Annotated in this window: 20 protein-coding genes; all 20 read right to left on the reverse strand. The window is 42.7% G+C overall.

The window, feature by feature from the left end:
- Positions 1-28 precede the first annotated feature (28 nt).
- The gene (locus MKP09_RS10910; RefSeq protein ID WP_394801055.1) at positions 29-1,330 is read right to left on the reverse strand and encodes an endonuclease/exonuclease/phosphatase family protein; all 1,302 of its coding nucleotides are present in this window, start codon (positions 1,328-1,330) and stop codon (positions 29-31) included.
- On the reverse strand, positions 1,312-1,662 hold the full coding sequence (locus MKP09_RS10915) for an endonuclease/exonuclease/phosphatase family protein (RefSeq protein ID WP_240828816.1): 351 nt from the start codon (positions 1,660-1,662) through the stop codon (positions 1,312-1,314). The genes MKP09_RS10910 and MKP09_RS10915 overlap by 19 nt, the downstream gene beginning before the upstream one ends.
- A gap of 87 nt (positions 1,663-1,749) precedes the next feature.
- Positions 1,750-2,568: a RagB/SusD family nutrient uptake outer membrane protein gene (locus MKP09_RS10920; protein ID WP_240828818.1), complete on the reverse strand. Its 819-nt coding sequence runs from the start codon at positions 2,566-2,568 to the stop codon at positions 1,750-1,752.
- Positions 2,520-3,557 (reverse strand): RagB/SusD family nutrient uptake outer membrane protein, encoded by a 1,038-nt coding sequence (locus tag MKP09_RS10925; protein WP_240828830.1) that lies wholly within the window; start codon positions 3,555-3,557, stop codon positions 2,520-2,522. Before MKP09_RS10925 ends, MKP09_RS10920 begins: the two co-directional genes overlap by 49 nt.
- Positions 3,558-3,572: 15 nt before the next feature.
- Entirely contained in the window at positions 3,573-5,204 is a 1,632-nt protein-coding gene (locus tag MKP09_RS10930) for a SusC/RagA family TonB-linked outer membrane protein (protein ID WP_240829465.1), read from the reverse strand.
- Entirely contained in the window at positions 5,189-6,904 is a 1,716-nt protein-coding gene (locus MKP09_RS10935; protein WP_240828832.1) for a SusC/RagA family TonB-linked outer membrane protein, read from the reverse strand. Before MKP09_RS10935 ends, MKP09_RS10930 begins: the two co-directional genes overlap by 16 nt.
- Positions 6,905-7,105: 201 nt before the next feature.
- Positions 7,106-8,293: a FecR family protein gene (locus MKP09_RS10940; RefSeq protein WP_240828842.1), complete on the reverse strand. Its 1,188-nt coding sequence runs from the start codon at positions 8,291-8,293 to the stop codon at positions 7,106-7,108.
- Positions 8,294-8,361: 68 nt separating this feature from the next.
- Positions 8,362-8,949 carry an RNA polymerase sigma factor gene (locus MKP09_RS10945; RefSeq protein WP_240828852.1) on the reverse strand — a complete coding sequence of 196 codons (588 nt, stop codon included), beginning with the start codon at positions 8,947-8,949 and terminating at the stop codon, positions 8,362-8,364.
- A 309-nt stretch (positions 8,950-9,258) separates the two neighbouring features.
- The gene (locus MKP09_RS10950) at positions 9,259-10,935 is read right to left on the reverse strand and encodes a sodium:solute symporter family protein (RefSeq protein WP_240828876.1); all 1,677 of its coding nucleotides are present in this window, start codon (positions 10,933-10,935) and stop codon (positions 9,259-9,261) included.
- Positions 10,936-10,947: 12 nt separating this feature from the next.
- Positions 10,948-11,361, reverse strand: coding sequence for a hypothetical protein (locus MKP09_RS10955; protein ID WP_240828878.1), 414 nt, complete (start codon positions 11,359-11,361; stop codon positions 10,948-10,950).
- Positions 11,334-13,226, reverse strand: coding sequence for an FAD-dependent oxidoreductase (locus tag MKP09_RS10960; RefSeq protein ID WP_240828888.1), 1,893 nt, complete (start codon positions 13,224-13,226; stop codon positions 11,334-11,336). Before MKP09_RS10960 ends, MKP09_RS10955 begins: the two co-directional genes overlap by 28 nt.
- Before the next feature lie 151 nt (positions 13,227-13,377).
- Positions 13,378-13,656, reverse strand: a complete 279-nt coding sequence (locus MKP09_RS10965) for a hypothetical protein (protein WP_240828898.1) — start codon at positions 13,654-13,656, stop codon at positions 13,378-13,380.
- A gap of 101 nt (positions 13,657-13,757) precedes the next feature.
- Positions 13,758-14,639 (reverse strand): hypothetical protein, encoded by an 882-nt coding sequence (locus tag MKP09_RS10970; RefSeq protein ID WP_240828907.1) that lies wholly within the window; start codon positions 14,637-14,639, stop codon positions 13,758-13,760.
- 2 nt (positions 14,640-14,641) lie between these two features.
- A complete protein-coding gene (locus MKP09_RS10975; RefSeq protein WP_240828909.1) occupies positions 14,642-16,171 on the reverse strand; it encodes a hypothetical protein in 1,530 nt (509 codons plus the stop codon).
- Between the two features lie 289 nt (positions 16,172-16,460).
- Entirely contained in the window at positions 16,461-16,976 is a 516-nt protein-coding gene (locus MKP09_RS10980; protein ID WP_240828913.1) for a hypothetical protein, read from the reverse strand.
- Between the two features lie 11 nt (positions 16,977-16,987).
- On the reverse strand, positions 16,988-17,860 hold the full coding sequence (locus tag MKP09_RS10985; RefSeq protein WP_240828915.1) for a hypothetical protein: 873 nt from the start codon (positions 17,858-17,860) through the stop codon (positions 16,988-16,990).
- A 28-nt stretch (positions 17,861-17,888) separates the two neighbouring features.
- Entirely contained in the window at positions 17,889-18,197 is a 309-nt protein-coding gene (locus tag MKP09_RS10990) for a hypothetical protein (RefSeq protein WP_240828929.1), read from the reverse strand.
- A gap of 32 nt (positions 18,198-18,229) precedes the next feature.
- Positions 18,230-18,775, reverse strand: a complete 546-nt coding sequence (locus MKP09_RS10995; RefSeq protein ID WP_240828931.1) for a hypothetical protein — start codon at positions 18,773-18,775, stop codon at positions 18,230-18,232.
- A gap of 175 nt (positions 18,776-18,950) precedes the next feature.
- Complete coding sequence (locus MKP09_RS11000; RefSeq protein ID WP_394801056.1) at positions 18,951-19,637, reverse strand: glycosylhydrolase-like jelly roll fold domain-containing protein; 687 nt, start codon at positions 19,635-19,637, stop codon at positions 18,951-18,953.
- Positions 19,595-21,979, reverse strand: coding sequence for a glycosyl hydrolase (locus MKP09_RS11005; RefSeq protein ID WP_240828945.1), 2,385 nt, complete (start codon positions 21,977-21,979; stop codon positions 19,595-19,597). The genes MKP09_RS11000 and MKP09_RS11005 overlap by 43 nt, the downstream gene beginning before the upstream one ends.
- Positions 21,980-21,988: the final 9 nt, after the last annotated feature.

The following is a 21,988-nucleotide window of genomic DNA, read 5'->3' on the forward strand; positions in this document are numbered from 1 at the left end:
CATTAAAACCAGTTTATGTTACTATTGATTACTGCAGCTTTATAGTTGTCACAATCGGCCGGTGGGTGGACGCTTGTGACGTTCTAACTGATGCCTGCTGCATTTGCAGCATCCCCGAATATAAAATGTAATTAATTGTTTTTGCCGGTGTACCCGACGGATAATTAAAGGCGAGGCTACCCATACCCGCGAACGCATCGCTGAAAACAGGCTGCAAAATATTAAGAGGTATGCTGCCGGGTATATCACTCAGGTTGCCCGATAACATCTTCACCGGTAAAGGATCTGCCGCTATTCTCTCTTTGGCCTCATAGGCCTGCTGCAGGCGTGAGATCGAATCGGTACTGAGAGACGTTACGTAAAACCGGGTTCTGGCTCCATTAATGTTGATGACAGCACCGAACAAGCCCTGTGGTGTAGACGTGGTAGCCCCGGCGGTATAGATCCATCTTAGCTGGGTACCATCGTCGATACTTTCAATAGGAAATTTACTTAAGAAGGCCTGTCCAAATTTACGCCTCTTACCGTTAGACCCTGCATCCGGCTCCTTGTCAAGGGTGGCATGAAAGCTACGTTTCATACCCAGGCGTGTTGCCAGCAAATCGATCTGGTCATCATAATCACTTCTGCTGCTGAAATTAATGTCTACCTGGTTTAAGCTGATAATATCGGCACCTGAATTACGGATCTCATTTTCTATAGCAGAAAGGTTGTATGCTCCGGCAGCATTTGCACCGTGATTAATGGTATAATGCATCATAGAAAACGTAGAAAAGTCGAGTGCTACATTTGCTATGACCGGGTAGTGATCAGAGGCGTACGTATGTATCGTATCAAGATTGGTTACTACCGCCTGTTCGTTACCCATAATAAAATCGATGCGAGCATTGCGCGGGTTTCCGTAACGATTGGCTTTATAAGTGAACGGCGTCAGTGCTTTTCCTAACGGATCGTGGAATTTACTCGTGACTAAGCTATGATTCTGATCGCTGGGCCATAGGTTCAGATCCCCCACAAGTACTTTAGGGCCGCCGACCGCATCCGCTTTTGCCAGCATCTCCAATATCTGATTGCGCTGAACCGAAGTGCTGTCGGGACGTTTGGCGAAATGGGTTAAAAAGAAGTGAAAGGTTTTTCCTTGTACCGTCACCTTTGCGTTCAGCAGGCCTTGCGGATTCACGCCATCCCATGCGGAATAGATAGTACCCACGGTATCGATGGGGTATTTGCTGAAGATCATCTGCCCGAATCGGCCTGACGCTTTGGGTCGATTTTTAGTTACATGAAAAGCGGAGTAAGGATAGAGATCAGCTAACCCATCCCTGAGCAGGCGGGTTGGTTATGAAACTGCGTTAGAGCATCCCACTCAAAAGCTACTTCTCCCAGCCCTACAATGTCCGCGCCGGAATGCCTGATAATATAAATGGTATTGTCCAGGTTGTAGTCGGAAGGCTCATCATCCGGCGCGCCATTGGCGTTACCTACTCCTTTGGCAATATTCCAGGTCATTACCTTTAATCTACCCTCCGACAGATCCTGAGTCTGGTAAGATCTTGCGGTTGCTGCTGCATTTATCGGCAGCAGCTCAGGTTCCACCAGCTTCTTCTGATAGGAGCATACTACCAGTACCAGGTAAAAAAGGTTTATCATCTTTGAAAACATGGTTGTGGATTTATATTTAATAAATGAACGAATGATGCAGCGGACTTGCCGTTGTAAGATACCGTTGCACCTGGTAAGAATCGTCACTTATTTATAGTCCGGATTTTGTTCCAGTTGTTTATTCAATGCCAGATCCTGAGTAGGTAATGGTTCTAGGTAGTACTTGTCTAGCCACCCCGCAGGTTGGTCAAAATATTGTACATAACCCTGCGCACCACCACCGTAGATTTTTAAACGGTTTCCGTAGTCAGCGTTTCTTACGGATACGCCTAGTGGTTGTTTATTCAGGTAAGTGCCCTTTTTCCATCGCTTCAGGTCGTTAAAACGGAACCCTTCAGCCATCAGCTCAACCCTGCGCTCACGCCTGATCTCCCACAACAGCGGTTGTACATCGGCATCCCGTTTTGTGTCGAAGCCGCCACCCACCTCGGCCACTTGCAATGCGGGCATATTTGCACGGGCCCTTAGTTTATTGATCGTTATATCAGCTACGCCCTGGTTAAATTGTCCAAGCTCAAACATCAACTCGGCATAGTTGAGTAATACTTCTTCTATGCGGAAAATTGGCGCATCGTTAGAAGAATTATTCCCATTATCCAAAGGAAGCCTGTTGTAATACTTCCAACATAAATATCCCAGTTCAGTGATCATTTGTGCCTGGCCTCCATTAAACAGGCGGAAATGCGGAGACTGGCTAATTGTACTGCCGGTAGTCCAGGTCTTGCTCCACTGCTGCATGGGAAGTTGCTTATTCGTTCCCCCAATTGTTTTCATAAGCTCGATATATTCGGCATCTGCCGCCACACCCGTATTTCTCCATTCTGGCTGGCGAACTATCGCTACTTTGTATGGCGGAGCTACGGTGAAATACAATCGCCTGTCCCGGTTCCTGAATTCAGCAAACATATTGGCATCGCCTGCATAAACGGCACTTGTGGCGATCGGTTTCCGTCTGTACACAGATAGCTCTCCACGGCATCTTTGGTGAGATCATAATACCAGGAGGTACTGCCAACAAAGCGGGGATTGGAATGCGTAATTAGATTGGGCGCATATTGTTTAAAAAGGATGATGCCTGGCTTGCCCGAGAGATCTTCAGAATTGAATACATCGTCGTATACCGGTATGAGCGCGGGGAATGAAGCCATCAGCTTTTCGCTGGCGAGCTTTGCTGCTTCCAGGTAGGTGGCAGCACCAGACAAGCTATGATACTTGCGCCAAGTGCCTTCAAAAAGGCCAAACCTTGATATGAGGGCACGTACAACATTTTTATTAATGGTGTTAGCACCATCGCCATCGGCCTTAATATGCTGCTCTGCATACAGCAGATCGTCTAATACATGACGAGCAACCTCGTCGCGTGGTGTGCGGGGCTGAAAGAGAATAGCAGCCGTATCTGATAAAGTGCGGCCGACCCAGGGAACATCACCGAAGGAAGCTATGAGGTCGTAATAACGCAACGCCCGGAAAAAATAACCAACCGCGCGCCAGTGAAGTTTATCGGGCTCAGCCAATTTGGAGGTTTCAATATGATCAAGCATAATATTACCCTTCCGGATATAAGCAAAATTCCATTGCGCTACTACCTGCGTAACGGTATTGTTGCCACTTGCAGGAATGATTTTCGTTTGATACGCATAGGGGCTCATGTTGCCTGGCCTCGTTTCATTCATGTTATCGGAAATAAGATCCGATTGCATCGCATTGGGAATGGCTCCCCCATATCCGCCAAACTGCTCATACAGCGACCAGCCGTAGGTTTTGAAGTTATTATAATCGACAAAAGCTGTTTCGGGAATCAACTTGTCTTTTGGAAGTTTGTTTAAAAAATCTTTGGAGCAACTGCAAATGCCAATGAGCATAACGAGCGTGCAGTAGATCTTAACTATTTTCATGATGTTGAATTTTTCTTAAAATGATACGTTAAAGCCAATAGAATAAAGCCGCAAAAACGGGTAACCAAAGCCTTGGTCACCACTTCTGTTAATCTCAGGATCTAATCCTGAAGGCAGGCGATCTAAGGTGAAGGCATTCTCTATACTGATAAATGTCTGAACCCGTTCCAGTGCAATTTTGCGGATCAGCGCGTCGGGCAGGCTGTAAGCCAGTGTAACATTCTTCATCCTAAGAAAAGCTCCGTTTTGCAGGTACCGTGTTTGAACGGACTGGTTGAAAGATTGATTGCCGGCGCTTTGATCGTAGATCCTTGCGTGGAAGGCCGTTTCATTTCCAGGCATCCAGTAATTGAGCTGATCGGAATAGAGGGCGCCGAAATTGTATAAATTGGGAAAAGTAAGCTGGTTGGCACGCCACTGCTGCGCTTTAACAACTCCGTTGATCACAAAGGAAAGATCGAATCCTTTAAAGTTGAAGCCGGCATTGACGTTGTAGCGGTACCTGGGTGTACTGTTTCCAATAACACGGCGATCACCCGGATCGGAAAGTGTATTATTACCTGCGTTAACAATGCCGTTACCATCATAGTCCATAAAAAGTATATCGCCTGGGTTAGGCAACTGACCTTCCCTGCGTGGTATGCCTTCTTTCAATTGTCCACCGGTAAGATTATCACTCAGGCTGCCCTCTACAAAATCATCCACAGTATAAAGGCGATCGGTGGTAAAACCCCAGATCTCGCCCAGCTCCTGGTCTACGTAATATTGAGACAATAAACCTGCTTCGTTTTTAATGGATTTGATCCGCCCGCGGGAATCGAACAGATTCACACCTACGCGGTAACCTAAAGCCCCTATCTTATCACGCCAGCTTAGTTCTACTTCAAAACCTTTTGTTTGTAGGGCGGCCACATTTTGTAAAGGTGCGCCTGTACCCAGGATAGCCGGTAATTGTACGCCTTCATATAGCATGTCTTTTGTATCGCGCTGGTACCAATCTACGCTGGCTGTTAAACGGTTTTTAAACAGACCCAGGTCTATTCCAAAATCGAGTGTTTGTACGGTGGCCCATGTAAAATTGCTGCTCACCAGGCCAGGAGGTGTTAGGGTGGTAACCTGTGCGCCACCTACCAGCCAGTCCGCATATACCGCATCCATAGCGGGATAGAAAGCATATTCAGGAATGGCCTGGTTGCCTACGGCACCATAAGAAGCGCGCAGCTTTATTTCGTTCATCCAAACCGGCAGCCTGGATAAAAATTTCTCACGCGTTAATACCCAGCCGGCAGATACCGAGGGAAAGAGTCCCGAGCGATGCCCTTCGGGGAACCTAGACGAAGCATCATACCTCCCCGTAAGACCTAAAAGATACTTACCTGAAAAGCTATAATTAGCGCGGCCAAAAACACCGAGTACTGCATAATCAGAATAATTATCAAGCGCCACTGGCACACCAGTTGCCTGCGAAATAGAAGGATAATCTGCGCTGATCACTCCATCGCGCTCCATGCGCTCCTGCTCATATAAGCTTTCTTCTATATTGAGGCCGCCCATTAAAGAGAGTTCATGCCTTTTGATTTTTTTATCGTAGTTAGCAAACAAGTTGAAAGCGTTATAATCAGTTGTTTCATTTACCTTTCTAAACAGCCCCTCTCCTCTTGTAACAACTTCGTACTGGCGCGGATCGGCGCGGTGGTGATCTTCTGGTAAAAAGTATTTCGAACCTGTAAGTTATCGTGCGTGTATTCAGCCGTTAGTGTAAGATCTGTTACCGGCCTCAGAATGATTCTTCCCGTCAGCCTGATGTCATCCGTTTTATCTACGCTGGGCGCCCGCATAGTCACTACGTTTTTCGGACTTTCACTTAAATAATTGACGCCACCTATCTCGAGCGAATCTTCCATAGGCACATAGGGAGCAAAATTAATGGCGGTGTTCAGGCCATCAGAAATGGGATAGGACTTCAGGGAATTGTAGTAGGCCGCATCTGCCTGTATCGTTAACCATTTTTTTACTTCCGTAGTTACGGAGGACTTAAAGTTGTACCGCCGATACATATCCTGCTTGCTGTCTGGTGCCAGCACGCCGTTTTCCTTTACCGTTCCTAATGAAAAGCGGTAAGTGGTTTTTTCAGACCCGCCGGATACGGACAGGTTATGCATGAACTGCAATGGATTACTGCCTAGCAGGTTTTTCATCGCGTCGTAACCTCTCAACGGATAGCGCACATCTTCTACAATGGTATAACCATCGGGATAGCGGGAAGGATCCTGGTTGTATTCATTGATCAGGTTTAACCAGGTGTCTACATCATTACCCGTTCTGTACACGATGGCACCCATGTCTTTATAAGACTGCACTGTTTCGAGTACGCTGGCCTTACGAGGCAGGTTGGTGGCCTGCACCATCGTGAGGTTGTTGCTGTAATCGAAACGCACTTTTTGATTTTTCGCACCTTTTTTGGTAGTAACCAATACTACCCCAAATGCCGACCTGGCACCGTATATAGCGGCAGATCCGGCATCCTTAAGTACGGTAACGGTTTCAATATCATTTGGATCGAGCAGGTTTAACGGCCCGTTGAACGGCATATTATCTACAATAATAAAAGGGCCGGTTGTGCGTATGGTATTGGATCCGGCCTGGATATCAGTGGCACCGCGTATGTTAAAACTGGCAGGCGCGCCCGGCTCACCTGAACCGATATTTACCTGGAGGCCCGCAGCAGCGCCCTGGAGCAGCGCACCTGTAGTAGCAACTGGCCTGTTGCCCAGCAACTCTTCTACTTTCACAGTGCTCACGGCCCCGGTTACATTGGACTTCTTTTGGGTACCGTATCCAACAATGACTACTTCCTGCTGCTCTACAATTTTAGATTTAAGACTGATGCTCACATTGGTTTGCCCCTTAACGGCTAGCTCTTCGGGCTGCATATTGATATGACTGAAAATTAATACCGCCGTTTGCACATCGGGTACGGTGATGGCAAACGTGCCATCGGGACCGGTAACGGAAGCATGCACATCGTTTTTAACCTGAACGGTGACGCCCTCGATCCCCTGACCCTCGCTATCGGTTACACGCCCTTTAATAAGAACAGGATCTTTTACCATCTCCTGTCGTGGGGCGGGTATTGTGCGGGCGACCGGCTGATTTTCTTTGACCACAATCGTCTTGTCAACAATCGTGTGACTTAATGTACGGCCATTGAAAATGCGATCAAGTGCTTGTGAAAGCCCAACCTGATTGAGGTTGACAGTAACAGGCTTTTCGCCTGCTATTAATGTTCGTTCGTAGAAAAAAGTATAACCTGTTTGTTTGCGTATTTCCCGGAAGCACCGCTCCATGGACGCATTTTTGACGTTCAGAGTTATTACCTGCGCATTGCCGGCGGCACAGACCTTGAACAGCAGGATGGCTATAATAAAAGCAGCCAGTCTCATAGTTGTTTAATTTTATGGCAAACGCATCCTGCGCTGCCGGTGAACGATAAAATGAAAGAGTATTTAATTTTGAATGAAACCTTTTGCTGACAGAAACAGTTGATCTTATTTTGAAGAAACAGTCACGAACCTGCCATTGTAAGAACAGGAAATCCCTGAAAACTTCAATATCTGAAAAACCTGGTTTAGGGTGGCCTGCCTGCGAATAGAACCACTAAAGCGCTGCCGCGGTACAGCACCGTTGAAGCTGATGTCAACATCATACCAACGTGCTATTTGCCGCATGATGGTTGCTACATCATCGTCCTCAAATTCAAACATACCGCTGTGCCAGGCCAATTCTTTTTCTATATTAACTTTTCTGCTTTTTAAGCCTGAAGTGGGTTTAGTGAGCACGGCCTGTTCGGATGGAAGAAGCGCTAGTGTTGAGCTGGCATTGCTTACCTGTACCTTTCCTTCTGCCAGCGTAGTTTTAACGGTATGCTCATCATCATAAGCATTGATATTAAACTGTGTTCCCAGCACTTTCACTTCCCCTGCAACTTTGCCTCCCGAATGAATCTTTACGATAAAAGGATGACTCTTGTCTTGGGCTACTTCGAAATAAACTTCTCCGGTTATTTCTACTACACGCTCTGATGAGGAAAATACAGTCGGATACCTGATGGAAGACGCGGCATTTAGCCAAACCCTTGTACCATCTGAAAGTTTTACGCTGAACTGGTTGCCCCTGGAAGTGGTAATCACGTTGTGAACGACAGACCCGGCTGGTTGGCCATCGTACGCAACAACACCTTTATCACTGGCTATGGTCTGTCCGTCCTGCATGGCCAGTACCCGTCGCTCATCTGCGTTCAGCGTAATGCGGGAACCATCGCCTAAAGTGAGTACTGCCTGTTCTGTGCCTGGATCTTTGTCAACCGCGGCTTCTGCTGCCTTCGTGTTGGTATAGGCTGTTTGCCGTTGTTCTTTATTATAGAAAATGCTATAACCTCCGGTGATCATCAGCAGAATAGCGGCGGCCACGCCCACCCATCTATACCTTACCATCCGTTGAACCCCAGCTTGCTTGCTGCTATCGATCCGTTTATTGATAGCCGCCAGGATCGCCGACGGATCAGCATCGGTGGTGGGGGCTGCAGGGTTGTCGAACTCGGCTTGCAGTATCGCCTTGAGCTCAAGGGCTTCCGTTTTTTCCAGGTAAGATAACATCCATTGCTTTTCCTGATCCGTCCAGTGCCCCTGCGCAAGAAGCACTTTCAGTTTCTGATCCGCTGCTGGATTGTTATTCATTTACCACGTTTACTTAAATACAATAGTACCTTTCGATCGGGGGGTAGGTTATCATTTTTTTATCTGCACTAAATAAGCTGTGACAGCAAAATAGCGCAGTATGCAGTGGTGGCGTGCTGATCTACGTATCGCTTGACCGTACTAACCGCGGCGCTTAAGTATTCTTTAACCGTGTATTTGGAGATATTGAGCTTTTCAGCCGCTTCATCGTAGGTGTTGCCGTATATCTTACAGAGTACAAAAACATTCTTCTTCTGCGGAGATAGATGAGCGATAGCTTCTTCCAAGAGTTCAGATTGCGTTTGGTAACCCGCATCAGATCGTTCGAAAAAAATCTCTGATGCTGTAACATTGTTGAGCTTAGATTGTCTGAGCTTTTTCTTGAGTTCGTTGACAGCTTTATTATAGCTTACTACAAAAAGCCAGCCGCCTAAAGGTACGGTAGCATTGATCTTACTGCGGTTTTCCCAAAGTCTCAGGAATGTTTCCTGTACAATATCAGCAGCACCATCTGCATCCCTGAGTAGCTTGTATGCATTCCTGTAAACCGGATTGAAGTAATGTGCATACAACTTCTCGAAGGCCTTCCTGCTGTCTCGCTGCAGTTGAATCAACAGCTCAGGTTCTATGTCAGAAAATACGGACGTCGCTTTCACGGCTGTGTTATTGTTTTCGGAAGGCAAATGTATTAAGGAAGTACTTCTCAAAAATATTAATAAATCATTAATAATGGTTGTACCTCTCTGTCCATTGGTAACCTACCTGTATGAGTTGGGGTTAAAATATCCTTGACATTTCTCTTCAAAGCCGCTTGGGTTATTCCCCTAATGAGTTTAGAAACTTGAATTTACTTATTTTAACATTTGCCTATCACCAAAAAATGGCGACAAAATTGTCACCATTAATGTGTTAAGGGCATATTGCCAATTGTTCGACGTACCTTAAAGGGAATCTTAGTAACTCAATCAACTATAAGATTTTCTTTTAGATGCTTTCCATGGTATAATAGCACTTAACATTATTAAAATGGCAATTGCCATAGCCAGATTACCTCCTTTGGATGTAATAAATGAAAGAATAAGTAGAAGTACAGATATAAACGCCAAAGAAAAACTAATCATCTTCAAACCAAATACATTCTGCTTTTCTATTGCCAGTTGTTCCTGTTCATCTATTTGCACAGCAGCCGCTTTCTTTTCTGATTTATACTTACAGTAATTTTCATAATCGATACTGGTACTTCTTTTCTTTCGAACTAATAGTTCAAAAATCACCAGCATTACCAAGGGCAATAATACTCCTAACAACATCTCATTTGCCCTAGATAATTTATAGCCGTTTATAAACGGAATAATCATTTTAAATAACATATTTATGGAAAGAGAAATCAAAGTAATGTTTATGGTAGCTTTACCTGATAATCTTTTTGAGAATAATGACCATATAGGAGGCAATAGCAGTGGACCTCCTGTTATAGCACCCACACTTAAAGTAAATTCAACAATACCTCCTATATACGGAACTCCCAGTGCTATTAGAATCATAAACACACCAAAGAACCAGGAGGAAGCCCGAGCTACAAACATCAACTTCTTATCATTAGCCCCGGGATTAATAGAACCTTTGTATATATCATTGGTAAATACAGCGGACACAACATTAAGTGCTGTATTTGCAGATGCCGAGGTAGAAAAATACATTCCCGTCAACATTAATCCAAGTAAACCGGCAGGCAATACCTGCTTGCATACCATAATGTATGCATTTTCCGCATCTACACCTGCCAATCCGGGATTGATCAGCTGGTAAGTCATGGGTGGCAGCATCCACAATACGGGGCTTAAAATATACAATCCTGCAAATAGGTAGGCTACTTTGGAGGCGTGCTTTGGCGTATCTACACTGGTATAACGTTGTACAAAGGTCCAATTACCACCTATATAAAATATATGATAAATTGCAAACGCAAATATAAAACCCCAAGTATATTCTCCGTTAGTAAGATTGAAAAATTCGTCAGGAGCTTTAGCCAGAAAGTTGCTTACTCCTCCAACCTCATTAAATACCAGCGGTAGAATAATTAGCACTGCAGCAGTAAGCACTACAAACTGCAATATGTCGGTGACCATTACGGCCCAGAGTCCTCCTACTGCAGTATAAGATATCATTAGAATACCAAGTATAATTGTTACGGGTACTAGCGGATAGTCCAGAGAGGCTGATACAAGCTTTGAGACAGAATACAACACTGAGCCCTTAATAAATACTGATACAATAGTGAAAATGTAGATATAGATTTTCTGTACTTTACTACCCAGTCTCGCTTTGATAAACTCGGCAGCTGTTAAATTTCCAGTCGCTTTCCATTTAGGAGCCAGGTAGAGACCCGTAATCAGGGCTCCTATACACATAGTCCACTGGATAGTGACCGCTACCCATCCATGTTGATAGGCTATTGCACCCCAAGCAACAAAAGTACCCGCAGAAAAGAAACTCATGAATAAAGAAAGTCCACCTATAAACCAGGGAACAGATTCACCGCCTGCAAAAAATGATTTCAAATTTCTACCGGTTTTAGAAAAGCTGATTCCTACCAGAAGTATAAAAACAGAAAAGACTATAATTACTATTGTATCGGTCATTATTAAATAGATTTATGAGTAGCACCGTATAGAAAAAATTGAAGCTGCAATTTGAGCGGAAGGATGCTCCATTATTAGGTGGAGTTTCTGTGTAACAACAGGTTCATCAAAAACTATTTTATTGATGGTTTGAAAATTATCTTTCTTTTGATAAACGATCCGCCCCTGGTCGTCTTCGATATAATAATTTCTAACGCAAAACGGCATTACGGTTTCAGGATGCGTCATTAACACTGACTCCATTGGATGATCTGTATCTGTATCAAATACAAGGTTGATTTCTCGAACATACTGGGGCTGATCCCAACCTAGTTCTATAACAGGTTTTTTATCCGAAATATCTGCTACCCATGCGTTGGGCTTTATGGTAGGTCTATCAACGCCATTCCTGATATTTTCTACTCCGAAAGGAATAATCGTATCCAACTGTAGAGCCAGGTTATGTCCTTCCGCCGCCTTTGGGGGCACCAAAACTCAAAGCTGTCAACTGCCGAACCTTCGGGAGCTAATTGCTTTCCGTTATTGGAGACCGCCTTATTGGTACCATTAAACACAGACAACATACCTGTTATACGTTGGAAGGAGTATGCCAACTGAAGTTGCTCGTTGGCCAAAAAACAAATAAAAACATATTGTTCTTTTTGTATTTCTACATCAAAATCCACATCGATATAATGTGCGCCCGGGTCTACGCTGATCTCTAGAGTTCGCAGCAAAACATCCGGAGTAAACGATCCGTAATGACTGCTGCTCCTTAATTCAACGGCTAAAATTGTTTTTTCAAATGCATGTACCAGTAATTTAGAAACAGGCATTTTTCCGGGAAGCACCGGTAACATTTGAGCAGCCGACACGCCCAATGTTTTTAAGATGTATCCATTCTTGTCAAATCCGCGGAAGTGTAAACATGAACTGGCCTTCAGGTCACATTTTTGTACCAGATCTTCCGTATCCATTAAATGGAACCCAGGAATGAACTGTCCGGTTCGCATTAATTGTTTTTGCAATGCGGGCATGTAGCCATCGTTGTTTAACCCGGCAGGGAGTTGATGATACTTATAACAAAGTGCAGCAGCAATAGCAACCACCTGTGCAGAATAGCCGCAGGTAGCCATTACGCGGGTTGCTCCAAAAGCTACATGGCTGACGCTAATAATTCTCCCGGCTAAAAACAGGTTCTTTATGTTGCGGCTATATAAACACCTGTAAGGAATCTGAAACACGCCTTTGCTATGCCATTGATTACACGGCGACCGATCACTAAACACACCGTCCGCCGGATGTAAATCGATCGACCATCCCCCGTAAGCTACTGCATCTTTGTGAGCTTTTTGTTCAATAAGATCAGATTGCGAAAGGATATAATCTCCCTCAAACCTGCGGCTCTCGCGCTTTCCGGGAATCATTCCAACCCATTCAAGGGTATAGGTTTCAGCCTCAGGAAAATTACCTGAATTTTTGATATAATCCCATACACCATAAATAACCTTCCATAATTCCCATTTAATTTTTTCTGTATCGTGAACGGTATCCAATCTGCCCCCGTATTCTACCCACCACAATTTACATCCATGCTCTTTAGCATTGAAACTTTTATACCTAGGCACTTCCTTTTGTACATTTTTAGCAAAAGACGGAGCGGAAAAATTCACAGGCTTACCTGTATCCTTAGTATAGAAGTACAAAGAGTGCCCTAACAATTCCCCATAGCTCAAATCCGGTGCCATAGGCTCATTAAACTCTTCACTACTTTCGGCACCCATTCTGAAAGCTGCACCGGACAAGAAACCTAAAATACCATCACCCGATGCATCACAAAATAAAGGCGCACTTATCAGGTACTCTGTTGAATTCTGGCTGCAGAAAGCCTTTGCACTTTCTATTTTATCGCCTGTTGTATTAACGACTTCGTATACAGCCGTATTAAGGAGCAATGTGATGTTTGATTCTTTTACTACTTTGTCGAGTAATATCATATCTAATATCACAGGATTCCCTTCCGGATTATGATACGTATTTTCTACCAGTATTTCGTCTATCACCCCTCCTTCCCTCGCCCAGCGGTTATTATTGCCCATGTGTGAGGTAGCGCCTAATATCCACAATCTCACTTCGCTGGATGCATTACCGCCAAGTACGGGCCTGTCTTGTACCAGCACGATCTTTAATCCTTGCCGGGCAGCCGTAATCGCCGCACATACACCCGACATACCGCCGCCAACAATGGCAAAATCAGCTCTTATTACTTCTGTTCTTAACGCTCTTTTTTCGAGAGCTTCGTCATATATCATTATATCTGTTTATGATGTGTTGAAAGTTATTTTAATATTGTATGAATCTTTTACTGCATGACAGACTATTGGTTATTTAAAACTACCGGCACATTCTTATGAATTGCAAGACTCGGTATGAGATAATAATTGACTGTGGAAATAACGATCCCTATTTTCCTAATTGATACGTTTTACTCTTTGTTATTTTACCATCAATTCCTGTAAGCTCAAGTGAAAAATTAACGGCATTCTTAATATTTGCATCTACTGTGAATTCAAAGGGATAAGTTGTCTTTTGCAAGATCTTTTTCTTACCGTTTTTATCTTTATACACTAATGCCGCTTTGCTCCAAGTATTATCATCATCTTCCAGGTACACAAATAACCGACGGCCCAAACTCCCAAGCTTAAAAAGAAATGCTTTTGCCTTGCCTTCAGGAATTTCCACGTAATCTTTGCTATGATCTTTTTGAAAGCTTAGGATGTCTTTTTGAAATGAAGACTTAATGTTTACGGGTGTAATCGCAATAGAAGTAATACCGTCGGGCGCTACCTGTATAAAAAAGTACTATCTGTTAACTTCTTTGAATGCCCGTTTTCGCTTATCGTTGTAATGGTTGCGCTAGGCGAGGATGTTATCCAATTAGGATTTAGCGTCACCTTTGAAGTAACGTTCATCGCAGATTGATTCATAAACGCCAGATAGAGTGTATCACCAGCCCTGGCTGCGATATAATTCAACTCCACATTGTCAATTTTTAATAAACGTGAAGGCATCCATAGCTGCAGCTGCTTCCTACCGTAAAAGACACCTTTACTAGTTCCATAGAATTTATTTTGCAGATAGGCGTATCCTTCAATATACTCGTTGGGAAAATCTATATTACCCTTACTTCTTGCATAGGCGTCAGACACAAGATAGTCGACGAGTAAAGAGGCCATTGGCAAAATGTGATTATAGTGAAAGGAGTTAACACTTAGCTTCTTGTGATCCCGCAAAGGATAATCTGTTTTTTCGTACGCCGTTGTTCTTTCCGTGTTGATGTGGTACCCCGGAAAATTGGTGTATCTACCTACTATCGCTGCTTTTGCTACCTGGGTTAAAAAACTATCTTTTGCGTGAAAACCGACTCTCAACATCCAGGGTGCATAGTTCGCCATAAATATCGCCCGATGCCCTGTTGAAGTTCCAGACGATTCCGGTGTAAGGCCTGTTTCTGATAAGCGCCATGCCGGCACTTTTTCTTCAGGGTAATACATGGGTTCGTGTCCTTTTGATTTGAGGTACCAATACATAGGAGCTTTTCCGCCTTTATTTACCGTAATAAGACTATCCGGAATCCGTGGCACCATCCACGTAAATAATGTATAATGCCGCGCACCATCCTGTGCCGCATCCAGATACTTTTTCTCACCGGTTAGCTCATACAATTCTAAATATTCTGGCCAATGGTTTGTAAAAGTTGGCCAAAAAAATGAGAGCCATACAACGGATCACCAAATGCTTCGGGCATTTCATACACCCGCTTCTGAAGATATTCATCAGCCATCTTTTTACTCATTTCCAGGTAGGTCTTCTCTCCTGTCATTTTAAATAAAAACATAGCATTTATCCAATTACTACCTTTTTCACTATCGTCCAGATTGCGAATACGCGTACTGTTGAATTCCTTTTTAACCAGAAGCGGATAAAACGAATTTTGCTTCCCGAATATATTATACAATGCTGCCAGTTCAGATATCGGAGCGATGGGACCTTTCAGCTTCCTGGAGGGTGATTGAATTTTCTGCGTACTATCGAGACTAAAAAGGAATTTTTCTCTTGATAGCATGTACTCCATCAACGGATAGCCTCGCTTTTCAAACATTTGCCTGTCATCACGTAAAATTGCCATCTCCAACGGGTTCAAACTGGACACATTTTTTACCGCACCAGGGACATCGGTAGAATAGGCAAATCCTTTTAAACTATCGACAAACCATGCATAGTTCGTCATAGAATAATCAATCATATTATCCAGCACTGTATTTAGAGAGGCTATATCATTACGTCTATAATCTTTGAACCCAAAAACTTCACGGGAAATTTTTTCATAGGTGCTGGTTAAAGACATTGGTTCGGCCAAAAGCTGAAAGGAAAAATGAAATTTGCTTTCCGGCTCCATCAACGATTGAAACCCACCCAACATAGGCGCAAATATTTGTGGTTGCAACCGCTTCGACTTATTTAATAGCGCTACTCCAAATTGACTGTTGTTTAATAATGGCAAAGGCTGAAAAGGAATGTACTGCGATGATGCAAGCACACCCAATGTTGATGATCCATCATTTAATAAAGTGGTGGGTAACGTACTCATAAAGCTGGCTGTCATGTAAGGCAGGTCGGGGCTTCGTTTTTCTGTCCAGATCAGGGGTTGCCATATTTCAGCGACATTGTCTTTATCAAAAGAAGGGGCTCCTGTGTAACCCACACTATAAAAGCCTTTGCTTTTTGGTAAAAGCTCAATATGCAGCACCGTTGCTGTTGCAGGTGCGGTTAACAACCATGCGTGAATAGTAAATTTTTCTTCCTCTGGAAAATGAAAAAATACCGTATCTCCGCGAGTTATTGTACGCTCAGGCCGAACTATAAAATTCTGACCGGCCTGGTAGAGATTAGCTGTGCGCAGCTCCTTCTTACCGCGAAGTATTTTATCATCAAAACCATCTCCCGCTGTTTCTGCACCTACATTCTTTTGCTTAAAATCTGCCAGCATACTATCAGTTACCGTCCATGTAGGCACATTGTAAGATACCTTTTTAATCTCGGCAGGCTTTAAAGCCAAACCCGGATCTTTTGAGCTATACAGTACTACAAATTCAGGCAGAAAGGAATAAACCTTGGAGCCGGAACGAATTTCAATACTGTTATTTTTTTCGTTGTACCTTACTTGCGTCAGGCCAGGCAGACCTATTGACAGCAAAAGAAACTTTAATATAAAAACTCTTATCATGTTCATCGATATCATAATTTTAACCAGTTTTATTAAACATAGCTGCAACTTATTTTCTTTCTAACTCAGTGATAGCTTACCTCCAGCACCTTTAAGCCTGTCGGTGAAATGTCTATCGTAGGATTAGTGAAGGCTTTTTCTTTCTCAGAAGTCGTAATGTCGCGAATTGATGTTGTACTAATTTTTTCGCCGGGCAATAATGCATTTATACTCAAGTTCCAGCCTGACGATTCTTTTTCAACACTATTATTAAGAAGAATCAGATAAAGTTTTTTTCTTCTTTATTAAGTGCAGTCAAGCAATCGAGTTTAGGATTATCAATTTTGATCAAGTCGGGTTTCAGTATTAATGCTGCCTTATGTCCCATCACACGCCCTTCGGCAAAACCATAGGTAAGGTGAGGTCCGACTTTAGGAGTTATAAATCCACGGGGAAAAGAAATTTCTTTCATGGATCGCATGTTGGCTTCTGCAACAAGGTAATCCATAATCCAACCGATTTGCCACCAAGCGTGGTGAGGAAACGGGCCCGCTCCATTATCCATCATTCTCCAATAATACGAAGCCACTCCTGTCGCACTATCAACGAAAGCGTCTCTTCCCCATGCGGCAGCTCTTGCCATATTCAAATAAAGAGCATCCTGCGTTAGTTGATAGAACCGGACAAACATCCCGGCGTGACTACTTAGCAAAATAGGGCCACTGTTATTCGCGGAGCCATGCGTTCCGCCATGTTCAAAACTCAATCCCACCTGACTGATCTCCCAATCTTTCACGGCTCTGTCTCCTACTTTTTTTGAAGCATACTTGGAATAGGATGTGAGTATATACTGGTCGTGTAAATCTGTGCAACATCAATTGCAGCATTTTTATACTTTTCTATTCCTGTAGTCTCATACAGGTCTAAAAGTGCCTGCGCACTTTGTCCAGTAGCAAAATCCGGTGCAAACCTTGTATCTCCGCATACACCTAAATAATATCCGTTTTTTACAGCATTTTCAACAAACCAATCAGCGCCTTTGATTGCGCCATCTAAAAACCGCTGATCCTTTAATATTTTATAGGCTACAAGTAGTCCATAGAAGGTGGGTCTGTAATCATATTCATCGGGCAAGAGAGGATCATGTGAATCATTTTTATACGCAATTTCCCAACGCCCATTCTTATGCATTTTACCGAGCAGCCAATTGGCTGCTAATGATAGTGATTTTTTTAGTTCTCTGTTTTCTGGCTCAAATAACAGAACATTTCCTATATCCATCAGTAAGTAATAGGCGGTAGCCATAGGTTCACTATAAGGGCCCCACTCTTCCGTAAAGCGTTTGCTTTTATATAGGTAGTATTGGCCAGCAGCGGCACCCATCAGAAAACTATCCTTTAAATTTTGTTGTGCAAGCTTAAAATTCAAAGCATAAGGTAACCTGCTATTTTTCAAAACCCTATCACCGGTAATAGCGGCCAGCATCCACATAGCACCATAATCTGCATTTTTTACTGCATCTTTCTCTGCTTTATATACGCCTCCTAAATATTCCTGAGCGCCAATCTCTACATTATTATAATCAAATAATCTCCACCTGGATGTGCTATCACTCTTTACATATGATAATAATCTTTTTATCCGGTCTGAAAGAGATTCATTTGTTTCTTTTAAGGACAAAAATCGTTGAACCGGTAAACATTATTTACTACATGTTTATATACACTATACCAGTCATCTTTTTTACGGTATATCTAAAACGAAAGGATAAACTATCTCCTTTTTTTAGGTATGAATATTTTTCTCCTAAAACAGGATGATATAAGGTGGGCATTAATATAGCCTGTCTGTTCATACTTGATAAGCCGAGTAGCCAATCTTTGTGGGTATTAGAATCATAAGTCCATGGATCTCGGCCCATACCGGGCTCAGCAGTTACAGCTAGTGTTTTCCCATCTTTATTAGTTAATATCGAAGTTAATGCAGCAGCAGTTCTTTCGCGTATTACTACAGGCATGTCAGGTACGCCATGCCCATATACAAACGCATCTATAAAATTGTGGTTAACGGATTTTCCTTGTAAAATTCCGGGGATTGTTGCCCATTGAAAATCGTTTGCATTTCCATTGAATAAGGTAGGTGTTGCAATAGAAAAAATCCGGCCTTAAGCGCCTTAATAGTAATAGTGACTAAAAGATCATTTTTATATTTTGAATCTAATTGCCATATTGCATCTGTAACAACAACATCATTTTTATTACTGAAATGGACAGCATTATCTTTTTTACGAACGGATGAGGGATAAAATAAAAATGCTTCTCCCGCTCTGTTTAGGGCAACTGCGGTAGTACTGCTTTTCCACTTACTTTCAAGATAATAATATTCAGGCTCGGGAAACTGAATAGGTGCGCCCTTTTCATTTAATATCGTCTGCTTACTGCTAGATGGTTTTTCCGGAGAATAGAGGATCGTATAACTCCCCTTGGTATCTGAAAAAGAATATGGGTTTTGCCCGGAAAGAAGCGTTAATTCTTTAATTGCATAACCTTCTTTATCGTTATCCCAAATGAGTCGTAGTACATCGTTTTGTAGCACTACCTTGTTTTCCTGCTGAGCGAGCGCGAAAAGTGAACTGAAAAAAGCACCTGTAAGATCGTTACACTATATATAATTTTTCTATTCATAATACATCTTTCTTTTTATTTCTTATAGACATGCTTTACCTGTGAAGAACAGTTGTGGTGACTAGTATGCTCCATATCATGTAATGCTATTCGAGTTGCAAAACATTACTCAAAAAATCTACGTCCTTGTAACAATTTATTTTTACCGGGCCTAATAAACCAGACTTCAACAATTGATCATTTTTACTATAATGCTTCCATGTAGTAAAACTGTTTCTTTTATTCTCTTTTCGCTTAGTTGCATCGTACATCCAGTCGGGCCATTTAAGTATCCGTCCTTTTGTAAACTTATTGTCGCTTTGATCATACTCATAATCAGATGGAATATTTTCGTCTCCAATGAGTCGATTAGTCCAACGATTAGCAACAACAACATCTATTTCATTGTTTCCTTTTTTCACAAAAGAGGAAATATCTACACTGTAAGGTTTTGTCCATACAATTCCGGCAGACTTTCCATTCACAAACACCTCACCTAAATCTGCAATATCGCCCAGGTCTAAAATGATTGTTTTATATTGGTTTATCTGATCTTTAGAAATAGTAAACGTATTATTGTACCGGGCTCTTCCTGAATAATATTGGATACTGCTATCTGCATTTAAAGACCACGATTTAAGGGTAGGCATTTTTATTTTCGAAGGCGCGCCACGCCCGTCCAAAAATGCTACATTCCAGCTTCCATTTATATCCAGGACATCCGGCTTGCTGGTTACGGCAATGTCGTTAATTACGGATCTTTTTTCAACAATGGCTGTCTGAATACAATGAATATGGAGCCTGACGGAGGTAACGAAAGGGGTAAGCTCACGCCGCTATTTGCGGCCTTAAACACACCAGCTTCATAAACATTTCCCGATACGGGTTCCCAAAATTCGGGACGCAAATTAGAGTCCACTCTGAATATAGCCTGAAAAGAAACTTTACGATCCGCCTGGTTCGAAATAAAATAAATGTCTGAATTGCCGGTACTTCGATGTATGTATTTCAACGAATCAGCAGCAGTGGCTTTTATAAACTTCACATCTTCCTGAAAGCTGTAATGATTCAATATTTCCTTTATTGGCGACCCCCAAAAAACTTCTCCATTTTCAACAGATTTATTAGTATTCCTTTTACCATCTAAACCACCCCATATTTCTCTTATTAACTCATTGTATACGGTGTTATCTGACACTACACCTTCCATATCAGGCGGGGCAAGAGGAGGTGTGCCAGATACAATGCAACCTTCTTTTAAAAGTCGATATATGTCTTTTAAGGTGGATAACGGCATATAACTGTATTCAGGTAAAACAAGCATCTTATATAATGCTCCTGAAGGAAACTGTAACCTGTTATTTACCCATTTTGCCGTTGCCAGATAATCGGGATAGCATATATTATAATTATAACCTTCCGGAATTTTCGGTGTGTTTTGAGCAAATGAATACACAACATCACGAGGAAAAAGTAAACATACATCAGCCACCGTATTCCCTTGCTGTAAAAGGTACTGACATCTTGATAAATAATTTATCCAGGCGCCAGCATAGGGCCACCATGTGTTATTACGCCCGAAATGTGTACCATACCGGCCCATCGTGAAGCCCGGCTTAAGGTTAAAGGGTTGGTGGGTGTATGTATGAAAAATGAATTTATTAATACCCAGCGCGAAAGCGTAGTCACCAGTTCCTTTCATATTGCCCGGTGTATTTTGCCATTTACCTCCTTCAGGCGTTGCAGTAAAAGATTCTGCTCCTATTATATTTTTCCCTAGTATTTGTGCGATAGACACGGTTTGTTTTATAAGAGGAGCACGGGCATCCACACCCAGTGTCCAAAACTCATTCATAGGCACGTCTGCATAAGCATTTACATAAGCTGGAGACATAGGCCCTCCCTGCCCTTCGATGAAAAGTTTAAGGTTACTCCTTTGAGCAAGCTTTTGCATAGTTCCATAATAATTAGTTGCTAAAAGCCTGGTTAAAACATCGTGAAAATCCCATAAGAATGCATAGGTCAACTTTTCTGAGCCCATTTTTCTACCAGCCAGTATAGGTAAGTATTTAAGCAGACTATATCCTTTTATCTTTTCGAACTGGCCGGGAAGACTGGGCGTCCAGTTCTGGAAACCACCCTCAAAGCTATCAAACAATATACCCTTAAACGTTTTTCCGGTATAAGCACCAGCTTCTCTAATCATTCTGCCCACCGTTTGCTCGAATTGAAACCTCACTGCTGCGGTGTCTAACTTATCTACTTCATATCCCGTGCCTTCATCAACTGCAGGGTGCAGTTTTTTACCCGTAGCAGTATACCCAAAACGAAGAATAACCCACTTTCCAGGAGCCCCTTTCCAGTTCAGTTTATTAGCTGCAACATCATAATAAGCGGTAACATCGATTATATCGTTGGGTTGTAAAGCATTTGCCGTATCGTCACCGGGAATATTGTCTGGCAGATAGGGCATTTTAGCCATCGCATTTCTATCAATCAATTCCTGGGACACCCCAGCTTTGCTTTCGCGGATGGCGACTACGGCTATGTCCTTATAATAACCCTGATAAGCCTGCGGTTGCGAAAGCGTGATGGAGGCAATACTACGTGCAGGCATTTTTGTTTCGCTATATACCAATTTCTTCATGGATTGATTCAGCGTAATCCAAGGACCACCCGAACCCGACCAGCCAGGACTATTACTCATGTAAAATTCAAGCCCTAAACTATCGCATATTTTTATGGCAAAGCGTACATGTGCATACCATTTATCTGAGCCATATCTGACAGGGCCGGGTGGCAGGTACATGTGCGTATCAAACATCTGGACGCCGCCAATGCCTTTATGCTTCATATCCAGCAAATCCTTTCGAATGCCATCTTTAGTAACATTCCCGTTAATCCAGTGCCACCATGTTAAAGGTTTATATATATTTAAAGCAGGATCTTGAAAAACAGATTCAGAAAGAAGGGATGCTGGCCGCTTTTGAGCGTTAAGCTTACCTCCCAACATTAAAAACAACAACATCATCATAACGATAGCACTGTTATGAGATTGCAAATGCATGTTATGGAATACCCTTGCTGAATCTTTTAACAAGCCCTCTTTTTTGGTATTTATTAATTCTTTCTTCATCGTCATTGA

Origin of the sequence: Paraniabella ginsengisoli (assembly GCF_022513635.1) — a bacterium.
In the GTDB taxonomy this organism is placed as follows: domain Bacteria; phylum Bacteroidota; class Bacteroidia; order Chitinophagales; family Chitinophagaceae; genus Niabella; species Niabella ginsengisoli.

Excerpts from the sequence above, each read along its gene's own strand:
- MKP09_RS10915 (WP_240828816.1), bottom strand. The coding sequence starts at position 1,662 with ATGTTTTCAAAGATGATAAACCTTTTTTACCTGGTACTGGTAGTATGC.
- MKP09_RS10920 (WP_240828818.1), bottom strand. The coding sequence starts at position 2,568 with ATGTTTGCTGAATTCAGGAACCGGGACAGGCGATTGTATTTCACCGTA.
- MKP09_RS10925 (WP_240828830.1), bottom strand. The coding sequence starts at position 3,557 with ATGAAAATAGTTAAGATCTACTGCACGCTCGTTATGCTCATTGGCATT.
- MKP09_RS10935 (WP_240828832.1), bottom strand. The coding sequence starts at position 6,904 with ATGGAGCGGTGCTTCCGGGAAATACGCAAACAAACAGGTTATACTTTT.
- MKP09_RS10940 (WP_240828842.1), bottom strand. The coding sequence starts at position 8,293 with ATGAATAACAATCCAGCAGCGGATCAGAAACTGAAAGTGCTTCTTGCG.
- MKP09_RS10950 (WP_240828876.1), bottom strand. The coding sequence starts at position 10,935 with ATGACCGATACAATAGTAATTATAGTCTTTTCTGTTTTTATACTTCTG.
- MKP09_RS10960 (WP_240828888.1), bottom strand. The coding sequence starts at position 13,226 with ATGATATATGACGAAGCTCTCGAAAAAAGAGCGTTAAGAACAGAAGTA.
- MKP09_RS10990 (WP_240828929.1), bottom strand. The coding sequence starts at position 18,197 with ATGCCTGTAGTAATACGCGAAAGAACTGCTGCTGCATTAACTTCGATA.
- MKP09_RS11005 (WP_240828945.1), bottom strand. The coding sequence starts at position 21,979 with ATGAAGAAAGAATTAATAAATACCAAAAAAGAGGGCTTGTTAAAAGAT.